This window comes from Streptococcus suis (genome assembly GCF_002964045.1).
GTDB lineage: Bacteria > Bacillota > Bacilli > Lactobacillales > Streptococcaceae > Streptococcus > Streptococcus suis_U.
This window is the reverse complement of the sequence record NZ_POPB01000259.1, coordinates 1-15,783: the sequence shown is the minus strand read 5'-3', so window position 1 is coordinate 15,783 and position 15,783 is coordinate 1. Positions and strand designations below refer to the sequence as shown.

The window sequence follows — 15,783 nt, the reverse complement described above, 5'->3', positions numbered from 1 at the left end:
ACATAGCGATTCTCCCTCTGCTTATTAGCTAGTATTCCTATCTCTATTATACTACTTTACATATGAAAAAGCCGTTAGAAATATAATTCTAACGACTTTGTCTTCAGTCTGAAGCCCCGCCATTTGGCAGGGCTTTTATTTGCAATTCTGATAAATCCATTAGAACCATCCTTGAAACTGTCCGTGGTTCGAAGAGATTATTCAAATCATCCTTCAATGTTACCAATCGGTTTCCAGGTCAAGCCAATGTCTTCACTTTCCTCTTCGGAAGTTGAACCTGTAAATTCACCGAAAATATCGGACAGCCATTCTAGGTCTTCATCAGATAATCCCACTTCTTCCTCCTCTGCAGTTTCACTAGGCAAAGCTTGTTCTTCTACAGCTGTGTCTGTAGGTTCTGAAACTGGTCCACTGGTTGCTTCATCCGTTACTGACGGGATTTCTTGCACTTCTGTTGGGTTTGTTGAGCTATTTGAAACACTATCCTCGCCTGTACCTTCGACAGTTATTGGAGCGGTAACTTCTGCCTCAACAAGCTCTGTAGGACTGATTGCTTGTTCAGAGCTTGAGCCAGTTTCTGACGAAGGGTTTTCTTCAACTGGTTGTGATAAGCTGGATGGGCTTTCCTCCTTGCTGCCACTTTCATGGTCATGGATTGGACTAGATGAACTTTCCGGTCTATCCTGACTGGTTGGACTGGATGCCCCTACACCTTCTTCAATTGCTGGAACAGAACTTGTCTGCCCTGCTTTTACCAGAACTTCCTCAGGCAAACTTAACGGATTGACAAAGAAATCTCGAGTTCCTTCGACAAACATATTCATTTCTAGACGATTCATCTGCATAATGCCATAGTCATCTGACATTTCAAGCTGCTGATTGATTTGCCCTTTTACATCATTGGCAACTGCAATACTGCTGGCAATTAAGTCTTCTGCTAGAGAGATTGGACTGGTAGCCAATTCTCTGCGAACAACCAAACCATAGATTTTATTGATGAGGCGAGCTGCTTCCTGACGAGTAGACGCTTGAAGATAAGGGCTGTCAATATGTGTAAGCAAGTAATCCATATATTCCATCAAACGAATTTCTGCTCGGTCTTGGAAGTGCTGAATTTCCTTCAAACTATGGGAAATCCTTGCTAACTCACGCTCATCCCCCTTCAAACTTGCCTGGTTAATCCGCTCAACCCAGGCGTTTTGTGAGGTCTGGGTGCCGGTTAGATTTGTTTGTCTAAGCAAAGTCAGTAGCTCTTGATAAGTCTGATTATCCGTCACCTGACTAGGAGAGGTTACTGGTGTGTCATTCTCTGTTTTCTCCACAATTTCAGGGAAGGTCATCTGTCTGGTAAACATCTCACGGATATCTCCCACAAATGCCTCCATGAATGCCCTGTTTTCCTGCAATTTTTCAGAGGCAGGACTGGTTTGGATAGGGTAGGTCTGATTAGTTGCCTTGGCCAAATGGAGTGCAACTTTCAAATCAACCAGTTCCTTGGACAAGTCCAGTGGCTTGATGGAACCATTGCCACCCAAGGTCGCCTGGAACAAGCGATCCAGTGTGCTCGCCAATCTTTCTTACAAATCAGCTGGTAAATACGGCTGATCCAACTGACTGAGCAAGTAATCCATGTATTCCATCGCTGTGATATCAGGACGGTCTTGGAAATGTTTCAATTCTTGCAAGAGGTGTTCTAGGTTGAGCAAGGCCTGTCTGTCCTTATCCTGACTGGCTTGGTTGAGCTGACTGGTCAAATCATCCTTATTGACAGGTAGGTTGCTGATATCAAGCAAACGAATCTGTTCAACTACAGATTGATAGAGTGGGTCTACTTGTTCCTCTGTATTGCTAGTAGTTTCTTTTAAGATATGAACCTTTTCAAATTGCTCCAACATAGCTAGATAGCCCTTGGTCGAATTGGTTACCAGGTCATCTAAATTGCTAGCAAAGTCGTCCAAAGCTCGCTCGATACGACGGTATTCCTTGCTACTTGTCCCATACTTTTCAGCTGCCACTTGGCGCAAACTTTCAAGCTGACTATCTACAGTCGCTCGATCAAATTTCCCTTCCTGATAACTACCTGAAATAGCTGGCAATTTATTGGCAAGATATGGCTCAATGCCCTCCACAGCCTGAATATGTAAGACATGGTCATGGCTTCCATGTGGCAGGATGAATTTCTTGTCACGAATGATGAGTTTAGACGGTGCGATACCTGTCCGCTTGGCTACCGCCAAAAGCTCCGCTTCAAAGTCCGTTTCCGGATCACCAGTCACTTCAGGGATAATCAACATGGACCGTAAAATCACATAAGGATGGACATGGGTGGGGTCATAGGCATGGCTTGGGTCGTTGAAACTAAAGGTGGTATCAGAAACCCGGATAGCTTCTTTTGGCACACCATAGACCTTGGAAATGTAATCAATTTTTCGTGCCAAGTCCTCTTCACTTTCAAAAGGTTTGGTCAGGTCAATATTCTTCAAGAGCAGCACATGGTCGTGGTCGCCATGAGGATACATGAAGGCCTGACCTTGTGGGGTATCCAAAAGCGTAATGGAGCCGACCGGCAAACCGAGAGCTTGAGCTAGATAGTTTCGCTTGTTCGCAACCTCGTCCACCACAGTCGCCTCTGCAGGAGTGACAGGTGCTGAATTAGGTGCTTCAGCCACCTCTGACAAGGAAGGGCTGGTTGTGGTTGATGATTCTGGCTCACTTGTTGCTTGGCTACTAGAAGTTGACATCGAGGTGCTAGAGCTTGTTGGCTGTTCTGAGCTAGATGAAGTCGTTTCACTGATTGATGAAGTGTTCGGAGTAGGGGTACTATGCTCCTCTTCTTCACTTTCAAAAGGTTTGGTCAGGTCAATATTTTTCAAGAGCACCAGATGATCATGGTCACCATGGGGATACATGAAGGCCTGACCTTGTGGGGTATCCAAAAGCGTAATGGAGCCGACCGGCAAACCGAGAGCTTGAGCTAGATAGTTTCGCTTGTTCGCAACCTCGTCCACCACAGTCGCCTCTGCAGGAGTGACAGGTGCTGGACTTGCTGCTTGTGATTGGGTAGAGGTACTTGGAACGGCTACTACTTCCGTTTTTTCCACTGGTTTTTCAACTACTGTTGTCACCACATCTGGCAGGGGACGGATTGGACTTACTTGACTGGCTTGATTTTCTAACAAATGAGCCCACTTGGAAGCAGCTACCTGCTCCCTACGCAAGACATGGATATGCCCCTGATGTTGAATGAGCAGACCAACCGCATTCTGACCGATAAGCCCACTACCATCAAAGAGAAAACCATCACTGGTCGGATAGTCAATCCCAGCAATCCCCTGATGAGACACTACCGACGTTGCTTGGTTAGCACCTGCAGGAACTGGGGCGTTAGCAATTGGGGAAACGGGTAAAGTTACCAAGTGATTTTGCATAACTGGTGCCGCCGCTGTCGAACTAGCAAACTGGCTAGCACCTGTATGAATAGGATTTCCCACACCTCCACCGACAGTTTGTTTCAAAATATAATGGTAATGATCCCCATGGCGAACTGTATAGCCATTAGCGTCCTCAGCTACAATATCAGCAGGGTTGAATTGATAGTGGTCCTGACCAGCCTGACTGGATGACTGACTAGATGCACTATTTTCCTGCTTCTTGGTCACATCAGCTCCAGCTGGGATAAGGTACTCCCACTTACTGCCTTTCAAGTCACCATAAAAGATAAAGTGACTGTGACCATTATGCTCAACGATAATACCCGTATCCGTCTTGCTTGAAATTTGCTTGGCATCGCTCAATAAAAAACCGTCGCTGGTTGGTCTATCAATCCCGGCCACACCTACTAGATTGGTCGATGACTGGTTTTGCTCTTCATGAGCATGGTCATGGTTGTGATCGTGTCCATGGTGGTCATGTTCAGGATTATTTGCCGTTAATTTCCGTGCTTCCTCTAAAGTGACAAGACCAGCCCCAGCCTTCTTAGGATAATAATAGACCTTGCCCTTCACTTGAATGATATAACCTGTTCGTACCTTGTACAAGACATCTTTTTCATTGAATTGGTAGTTCTTATCCTCTAACAAGGTTTCCTTCAAAAACTTGGCATCGTAGGGAACAGAACCTTTTTCCAGATGCTGATGGTCACCGTGGATAAGGACATAACCATCCTCTGTCAACTCCGCAACGACATAGACTATTTCCTCTTTCTGGACCTGTTCCTGCTTTACTTTTTCGTCAAGCACCTGTGTCGCTTGTTTCTGCTGGCAAGCCAACAAGGTCAAACTACACAAGAGGGTAATGCCTGTCAAGGCAAGATTTCGTTTCTTCTTCACAATACTCTCCTTCTATAGATAACAAGTATTTTACCAGTAAAGTATATAATTTTTAATAAAATTAGTCAACCAGTTAATTGTAATCCAGTTAAGTTTGCACCAAAAGAATAGAACCTTCCAAAGAAAGTTCTTTCTCAATTCTTCTAGTAAAGTAGACCTACCAAGGCTAAAACAACCATGAGTGCCAAGATATGTCCGACAGTCACCAGTACAAATGAGTACTTAAGACCACGCTTCATACTTAACTTAGACAGATTGTGGAAGGTAATCATCACGCCAGACTGAGGCACAACTGTCAAAATAGCTGATGCAACAACTACCACTCGATGCAGCAACTCCGGATGAATCCCCATTTCTAAATAGGCAGGAAGGAAATTACTTGAAGCAATACCTACTGCACCAGAAGAGGAACCGATGATACCACTAACCAATGCTGTCGAAACAGATAAACTAATCAGCGGCGATCCTGGAATTTGTTGAATCCATTCTTGAATGACTGCAAAACCCGCTGACAAGGTTAACACCGTCCCAAATGCTACTGTACTAGAAGTTGCAAACGCCGGCACGATAGATGCCGTTGTCGCGGCATTCAAAATATCTTTTTGATTTGGCAGATATGGATAAAACATCAAGGCTGATAGAAGAATAGAGACCAACAAACCGATTGCCAGGACATTCGGAGTTTTACTCATTAGGAAAATCGTCCCAATAAGACTGAATAGAGGCAGGACTGATAAAAATAGATTTGGTGTCTTATCAGCTACCACTACTGCAGTTTCATCCTCTTCTTCCGTGTACGTCTCTCCATTTGCTAGACTTTTCTTGAGGCAGTAGGCCATGTAGAGCAAGCCAAATACTAATAACGTCAAGCTGGCTGCTAAACTGATAACGGGAGCCGCTGTCAGGCTCGTTCCCAAAACCTTGGTTGGAATCTCGTTTTGAATGGAAGGTGTTCCTGGCAAGGATGTCATGGTATAGGTACTTGCTCCGAGAAAAACGGGGAGGGGAAATAGGGCCCAATTGATATTCAACTCTTTAAAAAGAGGTCGAGAAAGTGGAAGAAGGGTAAAAATCACCACAAAAATACTGACCCCACCATAGGTTAATAGGCTTGTAATCAAGGTAATTGCCAATAAAACCTTATAAGGACTGTCTTTTCCCACAAGTTTCAAAATGCTGTTGGCAATGGTCTGGGTAGCTCCACTTTCTTCCATATATCTTGCCAAAATCGATCCCAACATGAAAATAGCAAAGTTATTGATCAAAAAGCCTGCTAGACCAGTCATATAGGACTTCTCCTGTCCCAACATGCCCTCTAACACATTCATCTGATTGGTCAAGATGATGATCAAACTAGCCAATGGCGCTGCAACAATGACATGTAGATTCTTTGCAGTCCAGTAAATAATGGCCACAACGGCTAGTAAAACTCCTAAAATTCCTAAAATCTCCATAGTTCTCCTTATTTTACCTACTTAGTCAAGAGAGAGTTTTTTAATGTCTGATGTATCTCCTAAATGACTTACTAGTTCCTCTATGCTCTGACCAAGGACAGGGTGACGATAATCCCTTGCAATGTCTGCCAATGGCAAAAGAACAAATGCCCGCTCATGGGCATAGGGATGAGGGACGATGAGTTTTTCTTCCTCGATCACCTGTTCATCCCAAAAAACAATGTCTAAATCGATGGTGCGTTGGCCCCATTTTTCAATCCTAACCCGATCCAGGTCCAGTTCAATCTGCTGGCAAAGAGCTAAAAAGTCTTGGGCAGATAAATTTGTTTCAACCTGACAGGCCAGATTGAGGAAATCAGCCTGGTCGGTCTTGCCCCAAGCTGGTGTTTCATAGATGTGAGAAACCAAGCCAAGTCGGCAGTCAGGATGACGGTCTAAAGATTCTAAAGCCGCCTTTAAATAAGCTTGACGATCTCCCATATTTCCGCCAATGCTGAGATAGGCTAGATGCTTCATGGTCGTTCACGCTCCAATTCAATTCCGACAGAATCATAGTGTCCAGCAATGGGCGGATTTTCCTTGTAAATGGCCAAGCGAATCTTCTCCACTTTTGGAAATTGATCAAAAATCTCCTGACAAATAACACCTGCTACCTTTTCAATGAGAACATAGGGCTTGCCTTCCACAACTGCTTTAATGGTTTCGAAGACCATACCATAGTGAACTGTGTCTTCTAAATTGTCAGTTTGTGAAGCTGCTGTCAGGTCAACAAACAAATCACAGTCAACTGTGAAAATTTGACCAAGAACTTGTTCTTCTTTGAAGGCACCATGGTAGCCATAAAAGCGACATTTATTGAGAGAAATCTTATCCATGTTGACCTCCAGAAGTCAATTGGTCCCAAACCTTAACGATATCACGGTTGGCAGCGACATTGTGAACACGGACCATTTTACAGCCTTTTTGAACTGCCCAGGCAGACAAGGCTGCCGTTGCTTGATCGCGGTCAGTCGGTAAGCTATTGCCCCCAAGCAGATAATCCACCACGCGCTTACGAGATATTCCAAATAGAACGGGATAACCAAGAGCAGTAATCTGTTCCAAACCTTGTAAGAGATCTAAGTTATGTTGGACATTCTTTGAAAAACCAAATCCTGGATCCAACCAAATCTGGTCTGCGGAAACACCAGCATCAAGTGCTGCTTGGGCACGCTCAGCTAGAAAGTTTTTGACCTCTCCAACAACATCCGCATAGCTTTCTTCTTTCTGGTTGTGCATGAGAATAATTGGCACCTTGTACTCCGCAGCCAAGGCTAGCATTTCTCCATCATAAAGTCCTGCCCAGACATCATTTAAAATATCTGCGCCTGCTTCAAGCGCTGCTCGTGCTGTGCCTGTTTTATAGGTATCGATGCTGACAAGACAGTCATAGTTTTCTTTGATAGCGCGGATAATCGGAACCACGCGAGCAATCTCATCCTCTTCAGACACGAAGCTTGCACCTGGACGAGTGGACTCACCACCAACATCGATGACAGTCGCGCCGTCTGCTAATAATTTTTCAACCTGAACTAAGGCTGCCTCTACCTCATTATAGTTACCCCCATCTGAAAAAGAGTCTGGGGTCACATTGAGAATCCCCATAATGCTTACTTGATGGGCTAATCGTTCAATAGACATAGAACCTCCTATTTATTGTGGATCATGGATAAGAGTTCACGGCGTAAGATGGCATCTTCCTTGTATTTGCCAAGGGCAACTGTAGTCACTGTCTTACTACCCGGCTTACGAATCCCACGCATACTCATGCACATGTGCTCTGCTTCTACCATGACAAAAACACCTTCTGGTTCAAGGGCATCTTGAAGTGCATGAGCCACTTGATGAGTTAAGCGTTCCTGCAATTGAGGGCGACGACTTGCCACCTCAACAGCACGCGCCAATTTACTCAGACCTGTCACACGCCCCTTGCTTGGAATATAGGCAACATGGGCAATGCCATAAAAGGGTACCAAATGGTGCTCACACATAGAATGAAAAGGAATATCCTTGACCAAAACGACCTCTTCATGCCCTTCTGAAAAGACGGCTGTAAACTGGTCCTTAGGGTCTTCCTTTAAGCCGTTAAACATCTCTAAATACATTTTAGCTACACGTTTTGGCGTATCCAGCAAGCCCTCTCGGTTTGGGTCTTCTCCTAATAATTCCAATAATTGGTAAATGGTTTGTTCGATTTGTTCTTGTTTTGACATAATACACCTTAAATAGTTTGATGTTCTTATTATACCGTAAAATCCCCTTTCAGAAAAGGGCTTTCAACTTCCGAATGCAGAAACTGTCCCCGACCAATTTTCATCTAGCCCATACCCACCAACTGGCTTTATGGTATAATGGAGGAAATGATTTTCAAGGAGCTACTATGACCAAAAAAACTGTCCAACTAGCGACGATTTGCTACATTGATAATGGCAAAGAATTTCTCCTTCTCCATCGCAATAAAAAAGAAAACGATGTCCACCACGGAAAATGGATTGGGGTCGGTGGCAAGTTGGAGCCTGGTGAAACTCCACAAGCCTGTGCCATTCGCGAGGTCTTTGAAGAAACAGGTTTGACCGTTACCAAGCATGCCCTCAAAGGAGTCATCACCTTTCCAGACTTTACTCCAAACACTGACTGGTACACCTATGTCTTTAAGATAACAGGCTTTGAGGGAAACCTAATAGAATGCAACGAAGGCGATCTGGAGTGGGTTCCGTACGACCAGGTCTTAACCAAACCAACCTGGGAAGGCGACCGCCATTTTCAAGAATGGCTCTTGGAAAACCGTCCCTTCTTCTCTGCATGCTTCCGCTATGATTGGGACAAACTGCTGGATTATAGCGTTGATTTTTATGAAGAATAATCTTAGACAGTGAAACAGAAGAAGCCTTGGAAATCCAGGGCTTCTTTGATATTACAAATATTTCTTCTTAGGCATTTGCTTATTCAATACGACATCCAAGGAACCGGCTGATAATACTGTATCGACCAATCGTTTGTCTGTAATTTTCTTATCGAGAAGGACTTGATATTCTAAGACAAGTGCTTCTTTTTTCTTTTTATACTTGAGGGAAATTAAATCAGATTGCTTACAAGACTTACCAAATTGTTTTTCAAAAAATTGATCGTAATCAAAATTCATTGGTACAGTTACCAAAAGATGGCGACGATTTTGATTGACTTGCGCAAAACTACTATTTTCAAAAATAAGGATACATACCGATAAAACAAGAGTCATAAAGATCGCCAAACCTAGGAATCCCATACCTGTTGCCAAACCGATTGCCATCGCTAGCAAGATAGCCAACATCTCTTTTGATGAACCAGCGGCAGAACGGAACTTAATCAAACTAAAAGTCCCTGCAACCGCAACTCCTGCACCCAAATTACCATTTACCAAGGCAATGATAACAGCAATTAGGGTTGGCATTAGGCTTAATGTAATGACGAATTCTTTCGTGTAATTGGCTTTGTATTTATACACAGCCGCATGTAGGATACCCATGGCTAGACTGACTCCAAATACCATGGACATCTGCGCTAAGGTGATACTGCTATTGGCTGTTGAAAAAATGCTATTAAACAGCTGCATGTTGATTTACTTCCTCTCCGGTGATGTTGTGGGCAAGTTTGTAGGCATTGCCATATTTTGAGAATGATTGTTTTTCAATTTGATATTTTTCAAGCAAGGCTACCAACCAGTCTGGTCGCTCTTCAGGAACCTTTACTTCCATGATAACTTTTGTAGGATCCAAAAGGTCTTTACCAAACTTACCTTCCATGGCATCTACATCATAGTCGCGGTAGAGCAAATTCTTGTCAATTGTGAGTCGAACTTTTCTATCTTCAATCCCTTTATAGGAAACACGATCATAGTAAATATACATCTTCGGCTTAATAGTCCCGTAGCGTTCTCTCAATTGTTCCAATTCTGAGGTGACTTTTTCATCTTTAATGGTAGAATCAATCACTCCGTTTTCGATATAATTTGCTACGGAAACTGGGTTTGAAGTTAGACGGTATTTGTAACCAATTTTGTTTTCTTTTTTCTTGATTTCAAGGAAGGCCTGACTAGATTCAGATGGTTTGGAATCGTAGACACGCATGCGAATCTTCTCACGACCATTCTTTTTAGCAATAGAATCTTGAATCATATCGAAATCTTCATTATCAAAATATATATTTGTAATGGTTGATGTTGCAAACTCGTCTGAAACCATATGTTTCTGTAAATCTTTTTCAAGTAGGGCAAATGTTTCTTTATCAACGATGTATTTTGTTTCTTTACGTTTAAATTGTTTTTGTACGATTCTAGTTTTCATGTTTTTCCCTCTTTATCTCAAAACTTCTTAGCAGTTGCCTGCCTCATTTACAATACTTAGTTTACTGAAGAACCTTTAAACGAAACTGAAAGTAATGTTAAACAAAACTTAAACTGCAATAAAGTTGAAATTCTTTTGTCACATTCCAAACTATGCTACAATAGTCCTATCAATAGTAAGGCAAGGAGAAACCCATGTACGAATTTGTCCTAGAATACGGCTCTTTCCCCGTAAAACTCATCGACGGTTTTGTCAACAATCGCTCAGAAATTCCTGATTTTCTCAAAGAAGACGAAGAAATGATTGCCCGCTTGAATGAGATTAACGAACTCTTCCACCAACTTTTCTTAACCATCGAATGCAAGTTTGACTACATCGGCAAGCAATTCCCTGACAAGATTGAACAACTAAGAGAACTTTATCATCCCCTGGCAGACGATTTACTAGCCAAGTATGGCAACCAGATAGACTTGAAGATTGAACCCTTTATTTTGTAAGACAAAAGAGATGACCGCAATCATCTCTTTTCTTCTATCCTGTATTCCAAACCATACTGGTCACGCGATAGATAGCCATAATCCACCAAGTAGCGTCTCAATATAGCACAGTCATCATAAAACTCAGCTAGAAAGGCATTGACTTCTTTTTCGGTGAATGTTGAGCCTTTCTTAGCTAATTCTTCTTGTAAATATGCAAACAAGACCTGCTTACTTTTTAGCTTTTTCGGAATGACAAGTAACTTCCCTTCTCGGAAAAATTTTTCTTGAATATCTTGAGCCTTCATATTACCCTCCCAAAAATCCTAGCCCGCTGACTAGGATTTCACAAGATTTACATGTTAACGAATTTCAGCTCCAAGTGTTTCGAGCGACTTACTGATTTTCTCCATGTACTTAGCCACTTCCTCATCCGTCAGGCTATCCGCAGGATTTTGGAAGGTCAGGTTATAAGCCATAGACTTCTTACCAGCCTCAATATTGCTACCCGCATAGACATCAAATAGGGTCACCTTGGTCAAGCGTTTCACGCCCGCAGCCGCAATGGCATCCAAGACATCCTGATGTTTCACATCACTGCTCAAAAGCAGGGCAATATCACGGCTAACTGCTGGGAATTTAGAGATTTCGGAAAATGGCTGAGCAGGCTGGAGGGCTTGCTCAATCGCATCCAGATTGATTTCAGCCACATAGGTTTCAGGAATACCGTAGTCCTTAGCCGTTTGAGGATGAACTTGACCGACAAAGCCGATTACCGCCCCATTCAAATGGATTTCAGCTGTACGACCTGGGTGCAAGGCCGCAATCTCACTGGTTGCCACAAAGTCAACTGCCAACTTGTAGTGGCCAAAGATAGCTTCCAAAATACCTTTGGCATGGAAGAAATCAACAGGTACTGCTGGTGTCTGGAAGTCTTTCTCAGCCACCAAGCCAGTCAAGACAAGGGCAAACTTATTGATTTCTTGTGGCAGGTCCTCTTTTGGATTGCCAGACTGTTCAAAGATTTTACCGATTTCGTAGAGGGCCAAGTTCTTGTTCTTACGAGCTACGTTGTAGGCTACTGTTTCTAGCATGCCAGACACCATGTTCTGACGGAGAGCAGAGCGGTCAACAGTCATAGGCCACATGAGTTCGGTCACAGTGGTTGGACGAGCCGCAAACTCGACAGCCTTTTCAGGCGTTGTCAGGGCATAGGAGATGATTTCTGTCAGGCCTGCACCTTCTGCCAGGCTACGCACTTGGCGACGGATGTTCTGGGTCAGGGTCAACTCACCCGCTGTTCCGTCCTCTTTCGGAAGAGTGGTCGGCAGATTATTATAGCCATAGATACGTGCGATTTCTTCTACCAAGTCTGCTGGGATGCGAATGTCCCAACGACGACGCGGTACTGCTACTGTGAACTTACTTGTATCGCCAGTTGTTTCCATACCTAAACGACGGAAAATATCTGCGATCTGAGCATAGTCAAGATTAGTCCCGAGCGAGCGGTTAACGTAGTCAATGGTCGCTGTGACTGGGACATCCGAAGTATCTACGCTACCCGCAGAAACGATACCAGACAAGACCTGACCGCCAGCCAGTTCCGCAATCATAGCAGCTGCTGTGTCCATAGCTTCCGTCAAAGTTGCCACGTTGATGCCTTTTTCAAAGCGAGAAGAGGACTCAGAGCGAAGGTTGAGGCGACCTGAGGTCTTGCGGATAGACTTGCCGTCAAAAAGGGCAGCTTCCAGCACAACGGTCTTAGAGTTGTTGTCAATCTCTGTGTTGGCACCGCCCATGACACCACCGAGGGCAACTGCCTTGTTCGCAACGGAAATGACGATATCATCGGCAATCAAGTCACGCTCTTCACCGTCAAGGGTCACCAAGTTTTCACCCTCTTTTGCCTGACGAGCCACGATTTTCTTGCCATCAAACTTGTCAAAGTCAAAGGCGTGCATTGGCTGACCGAAGTAGAGCAAGATATAGTTGGTGATGTCAACCACGTTGTTAAGCGGGCGAATACCTGCGTTCATGAGCAGATTTTGTAACCACTGTGGGCTTGGTGCGATGGTCACATTTTCAATGACACGGGCCGTGTAGGCAGTCACCTTGTCTGACTCAATAGCCACTTCAATCACATCGCTGGCCTTCTTGTCGCTTTCTTCCAAGACAACAGGCTTGAAGTTGACCTTGCTGTCATAGATAGCTGCCACTTCGTGAGCCACGCCACGCATAGAGAGAGCGTCGGCACGGTTTGGTGTGATGGACAGCTCGATAATCTCGTCGTCCAGGTCCAGGTATGAAAAGATTGGCTCACCCACGACTGCATCTTCTGGCAGGTGGTAGATACCGTCCGCATAGACCTTTGGCACCACAGAGTCGGACACACCGATTTCGCTCAATGAGCAGAGCATACCCAAAGACTCAACGCCGCGAATTTTGCCTTTCTTGATCTTGTAGTTGCCAGCGATACGCGCACCTGGCAGAGCGACGATCACCTTGATGCCTGGCTTAACATTTGGAGCACCGCAAACGATTTGCGTGATTTCCTCACCCACATTGACCTGACAGATATTGAGGTGGGTATCTGGAATTGGCTCAGCAGACACAACCTGCCCGACAACCAACTTAGAAAGGCCAGCACTCTTTTGCTCAACCCCTTCTACTTCAATTCCTGTTGTTGACATTTTTTCAGACAAGTCATGACTTGTCGCATCAAAGTCAACCAGTTCTTTTAACCATTTATAACTTACTAACATATTATCCTTTCTGGTGCAAAGGCCGTTTCAGTAGCCAATCCACATCAATCTTATCACCGACCGCAAATTCATGCTGGCCAAATTTTTCAAAACCGTATTTTGCATAGAATTGCTGAGCCTTGTAATTATGTTCCCAAACTCCCAGCCAGACCCAGTCACAACTAGACTGCTCTGCTTTTTCCAAAGCAAATTCAAACAAGACCTTCCCAAGACCGCGGCCTTGAAAAGCCTGCAAGAGATAGATACGCTGGATCTCAAAGGCATTTTCCAACTCCTGCTCCGTCTGGGCAGAACCTTGGTTGAACTTGAGATAACCAACTACCTGTTCATCAACCCTTAAAAAATAATGCTGGCAATTGGGATCAGACAACTCCCTTGTCAAAACCTCCACGGAATAAGCCTCCTCGAAGAATGCTTCCAACTCCTCTGGATCATTGTCATGAGCAAAGGTTTCAGCAAAGGTCTGCTTGGCCAGCTCCTGCAAAACGGAAACCTCTTCTAAACGTATAGGATCAATCTTCATCTCATTGCCTTTCATTACCTAAGTGGACTAAGTAAACCGCTAGAACAGCTACCATTTCTCGTACTGAATACCTAACAAACTACCTAAATCACGACAACTTTCAAGCAAAACAATATTTTTTGCTTGAAATCCTAATAAAGTAGCTAGGGAAGTCGCAGAATAGCGATTTCCTTCTACTCACTCCTACGGAGTTACGACGCTCTAAGGTATAAAAAGATACTTTTTCAACCTTAGAACTAGTGAGGGGAGTAGGTAGACCGCTATAGCAGCTACCGTTTCTCTCAAACAACAATTTACTAACTTTTTCGGATTACGACGGATTTCAAGCAAAACGATATTTTTTGCTTGAAATCCTAGTAAGGTAGCTAGGGAAGTCGCAGAATAGCGATTCCCGTCTACTTAAGAGCTGACTTTGTCAGCCTTAAGTAGTGCTACGTTAAAACTGCTCCGAGAATCGTACATCGCCTTGGTAGAAACCACGGATGTCATTGATACCGTAACGAAGCATGGCAATCCGTTCCTGACCAAGACCAAAGGCAAATCCAGAGTACTTGGTTGAGTCAATCCCACTCATTTCCAATACTTGTGGGTGGACCATGCCGGCACCGAGGATTTCAATCCAGCCTGTTTTCTTACATACGTTACAGCCGTCACCACCACACTTGAAGCAAGAAACATCCACCTCAACAGAAGGCTCTGTGAACGGGAAGTAAGATGGGCGCAGACGAATCTGACGCTCTTCACCAAACATTTTCTTGATGATCAATTCAAGCGTACCCTTGAGGTCACCCATGGATACATTTTCACCGACAACTAATCCTTCAATCTGGTGGAACTGGTGGCTGTGGGTCGCATCGTCCGTATCACGACGGAAAACACGCCCTGGCGAAATCATCTTCAAGGCACCCTTTGAAAAATCATGCTGGTCCATGGTTCGAGCTTGAACAGGTGACGTATGGGTCCGCATAAGGATTTCTTCTGTGATGTAGAAGGTATCTTGCATATCACGCGCTGGATGATCTTTTGGCAAATTCATGCGCTCAAAGTTGTAGTAGTCTTTCTCCACTTCAAACCCGTCAACGATTTGGAAGCCCATGCCCAAGAAAATATCTTCAATTTCCTCTGATGTTTGCGTTAAAACATGGCGTTTTCCAACCTTGACCTGACGACCTGGCAGGGTCACATCAATAGTTTCTGATGCTAATTGCTGTTGAATTTTCGCTGCTGCAACCTTCTGAGCTGTTTCTTCAAAGGCTGCTGTCAGCACATCACGCACTTCATTGACCTGCTTACCAACGATTGGTTTCATATCGTTAGAAAGATCTTTCAAACCTTTCAACAGATCCGTCAAGGACCCTTTTTTACCCAAAACTGCAACACGCAGGTCTTGTAGTTCTTTTTCTCCTTGGTGCTGGATTTCTTTTAGCTTTTCTAGTGTGGATTGGCTTAGTTCAGCCAACTGTTGTTCAATGTTTGACATAATTCCTCCAATAAAAAAACGCATGACACCACTCGTATCGGAGCGTTGTCACGCGGTACCATCCGTTTTCATCTGCTAGGCAGACCTTAGTTCTAAGTCCTTGCGTGAGTGAATTCGACCAACTTTCACTGATTGAGCTTGCAGTCACGGCTCAACTCCCTGGGCAGTTTCCATAGGTGTACTAGTCTCACAGACTTCTATTCAATTAAGAATATTCTATCAAAAATAAGAAAGTTTGGCAATAAATATCCCTAGAAAAACTCCCTCTATCTAGGATAGAAAGGAGTTTAGACAATATGTAAAGACCCCCAGTTGAGAATTCGTGGATTTACCTGTACACTAGAATAAAAAAACAATCAACTTCTAACAGGAATTATCACACTCAATTGGAGGTCTTAT

Annotated in this window: 15 protein-coding genes; 2 read left to right on the top strand and 13 right to left on the bottom strand. The window is 43.9% G+C overall.

Translation table 11 applies throughout. From position 1 onward, the window contains the following. Window positions 1-206: 206 nt before the first annotated feature. The 7 genes from C1E99_RS03220 to folE all read right to left on the bottom strand — a co-directional run bounded on the left by C1E99_RS03220 (window position 207) and on the right by folE (window position 8,034). Entirely contained in the window at window positions 207-1,571 is a 1,365-nt protein-coding gene (locus tag C1E99_RS03220) for a hypothetical protein (RefSeq protein ID WP_105206563.1), read from the bottom strand. A 6-nt stretch (window positions 1,572-1,577) separates the two neighbouring features. Next, window positions 1,578-4,328, bottom strand: coding sequence for a pneumococcal-type histidine triad protein (locus C1E99_RS03215; protein WP_105206562.1), 2,751 nt, complete (start codon window positions 4,326-4,328; stop codon window positions 1,578-1,580). 143 nt (window positions 4,329-4,471) lie between these two features. Further along, a complete protein-coding gene (locus tag C1E99_RS03210; RefSeq protein WP_105206561.1) occupies window positions 4,472-5,782 on the bottom strand; it encodes a GntP family permease in 1,311 nt (436 codons plus the stop codon). A 21-nt stretch (window positions 5,783-5,803) separates the two neighbouring features. Next, the gene (gene folK, locus C1E99_RS03205) at window positions 5,804-6,298 is read right to left on the bottom strand and encodes a 2-amino-4-hydroxy-6-hydroxymethyldihydropteridine diphosphokinase (protein ID WP_105206560.1); all 495 of its coding nucleotides are present in this window, start codon (window positions 6,296-6,298) and stop codon (window positions 5,804-5,806) included. Next, entirely contained in the window at window positions 6,295-6,657 is a 363-nt protein-coding gene (folB, locus tag C1E99_RS03200; RefSeq protein WP_044666747.1) for a dihydroneopterin aldolase, read from the bottom strand. The genes folK and folB overlap by 4 nt, the downstream gene beginning before the upstream one ends. Continuing rightward, window positions 6,650-7,462, bottom strand: coding sequence for a dihydropteroate synthase (gene folP, locus C1E99_RS03195; RefSeq protein WP_105206559.1), 813 nt, complete (start codon window positions 7,460-7,462; stop codon window positions 6,650-6,652). Before folP ends, folB begins: the two co-directional genes overlap by 8 nt. Window positions 7,463-7,470: 8 nt before the next feature. After that, window positions 7,471-8,034, bottom strand: a complete 564-nt coding sequence (folE, locus tag C1E99_RS03190) for a GTP cyclohydrolase I FolE (RefSeq protein ID WP_105106434.1) — start codon at window positions 8,032-8,034, stop codon at window positions 7,471-7,473. A 167-nt stretch (window positions 8,035-8,201) separates the two neighbouring features. On the opposite strand from folE, the gene C1E99_RS03185 reads away from it, so the two are divergent. After that, the gene (locus C1E99_RS03185; RefSeq protein WP_105206558.1) at window positions 8,202-8,684 is read left to right on the top strand and encodes an NUDIX hydrolase; all 483 of its coding nucleotides are present in this window, start codon (window positions 8,202-8,204) and stop codon (window positions 8,682-8,684) included. Between the two features lie 51 nt (window positions 8,685-8,735). Here the strand turns inward: C1E99_RS03185 and C1E99_RS03180 are convergent, their stop codons facing one another. Together C1E99_RS03180 and C1E99_RS03175 are read right to left on the bottom strand one after the other, a co-directional pair. Next, a complete protein-coding gene (locus C1E99_RS03180) occupies window positions 8,736-9,413 on the bottom strand; it encodes a DUF4956 domain-containing protein (RefSeq protein WP_105206557.1) in 678 nt (225 codons plus the stop codon). Further along, entirely contained in the window at window positions 9,400-10,143 is a 744-nt protein-coding gene (locus tag C1E99_RS03175; protein WP_105206556.1) for a polyphosphate polymerase domain-containing protein, read from the bottom strand. The genes C1E99_RS03180 and C1E99_RS03175 overlap by 14 nt, the downstream gene beginning before the upstream one ends. 194 nt (window positions 10,144-10,337) lie before the next feature. Here C1E99_RS03175 and C1E99_RS03170 point away from each other — a divergent pair, with 194 nt between their 5' ends. Next, a complete protein-coding gene (locus tag C1E99_RS03170) occupies window positions 10,338-10,640 on the top strand; it encodes a hypothetical protein (RefSeq protein WP_105206555.1) in 303 nt (100 codons plus the stop codon). A gap of 20 nt (window positions 10,641-10,660) precedes the next feature. On the opposite strand, the gene C1E99_RS03165 is transcribed toward C1E99_RS03170, so the two are convergent. The 4 genes from C1E99_RS03165 to pheS form a co-directional block, all read right to left on the bottom strand. After that, complete coding sequence (locus C1E99_RS03165) at window positions 10,661-10,927, bottom strand: DUF2087 domain-containing protein (RefSeq protein WP_105206554.1); 267 nt, start codon at window positions 10,925-10,927, stop codon at window positions 10,661-10,663. Between the two features lie 54 nt (window positions 10,928-10,981). Further along, a complete protein-coding gene (gene pheT, locus C1E99_RS03160) occupies window positions 10,982-13,381 on the bottom strand; it encodes a phenylalanine--tRNA ligase subunit beta (RefSeq protein WP_105206553.1) in 2,400 nt (799 codons plus the stop codon). Between the two features lies 1 nt (window position 13,382). Next, window positions 13,383-13,904 carry a GNAT family N-acetyltransferase gene (locus C1E99_RS03155; RefSeq protein WP_105206552.1) on the bottom strand — a complete coding sequence of 174 codons (522 nt, stop codon included), beginning with the start codon at window positions 13,902-13,904 and terminating at the stop codon, window positions 13,383-13,385. Window positions 13,905-14,340: 436 nt separating this feature from the next. Further along, window positions 14,341-15,384, bottom strand: a complete 1,044-nt coding sequence (gene pheS, locus C1E99_RS03150; RefSeq protein ID WP_105160971.1) for a phenylalanine--tRNA ligase subunit alpha — start codon at window positions 15,382-15,384, stop codon at window positions 14,341-14,343. Window positions 15,385-15,783 lie beyond the last annotated feature (399 nt).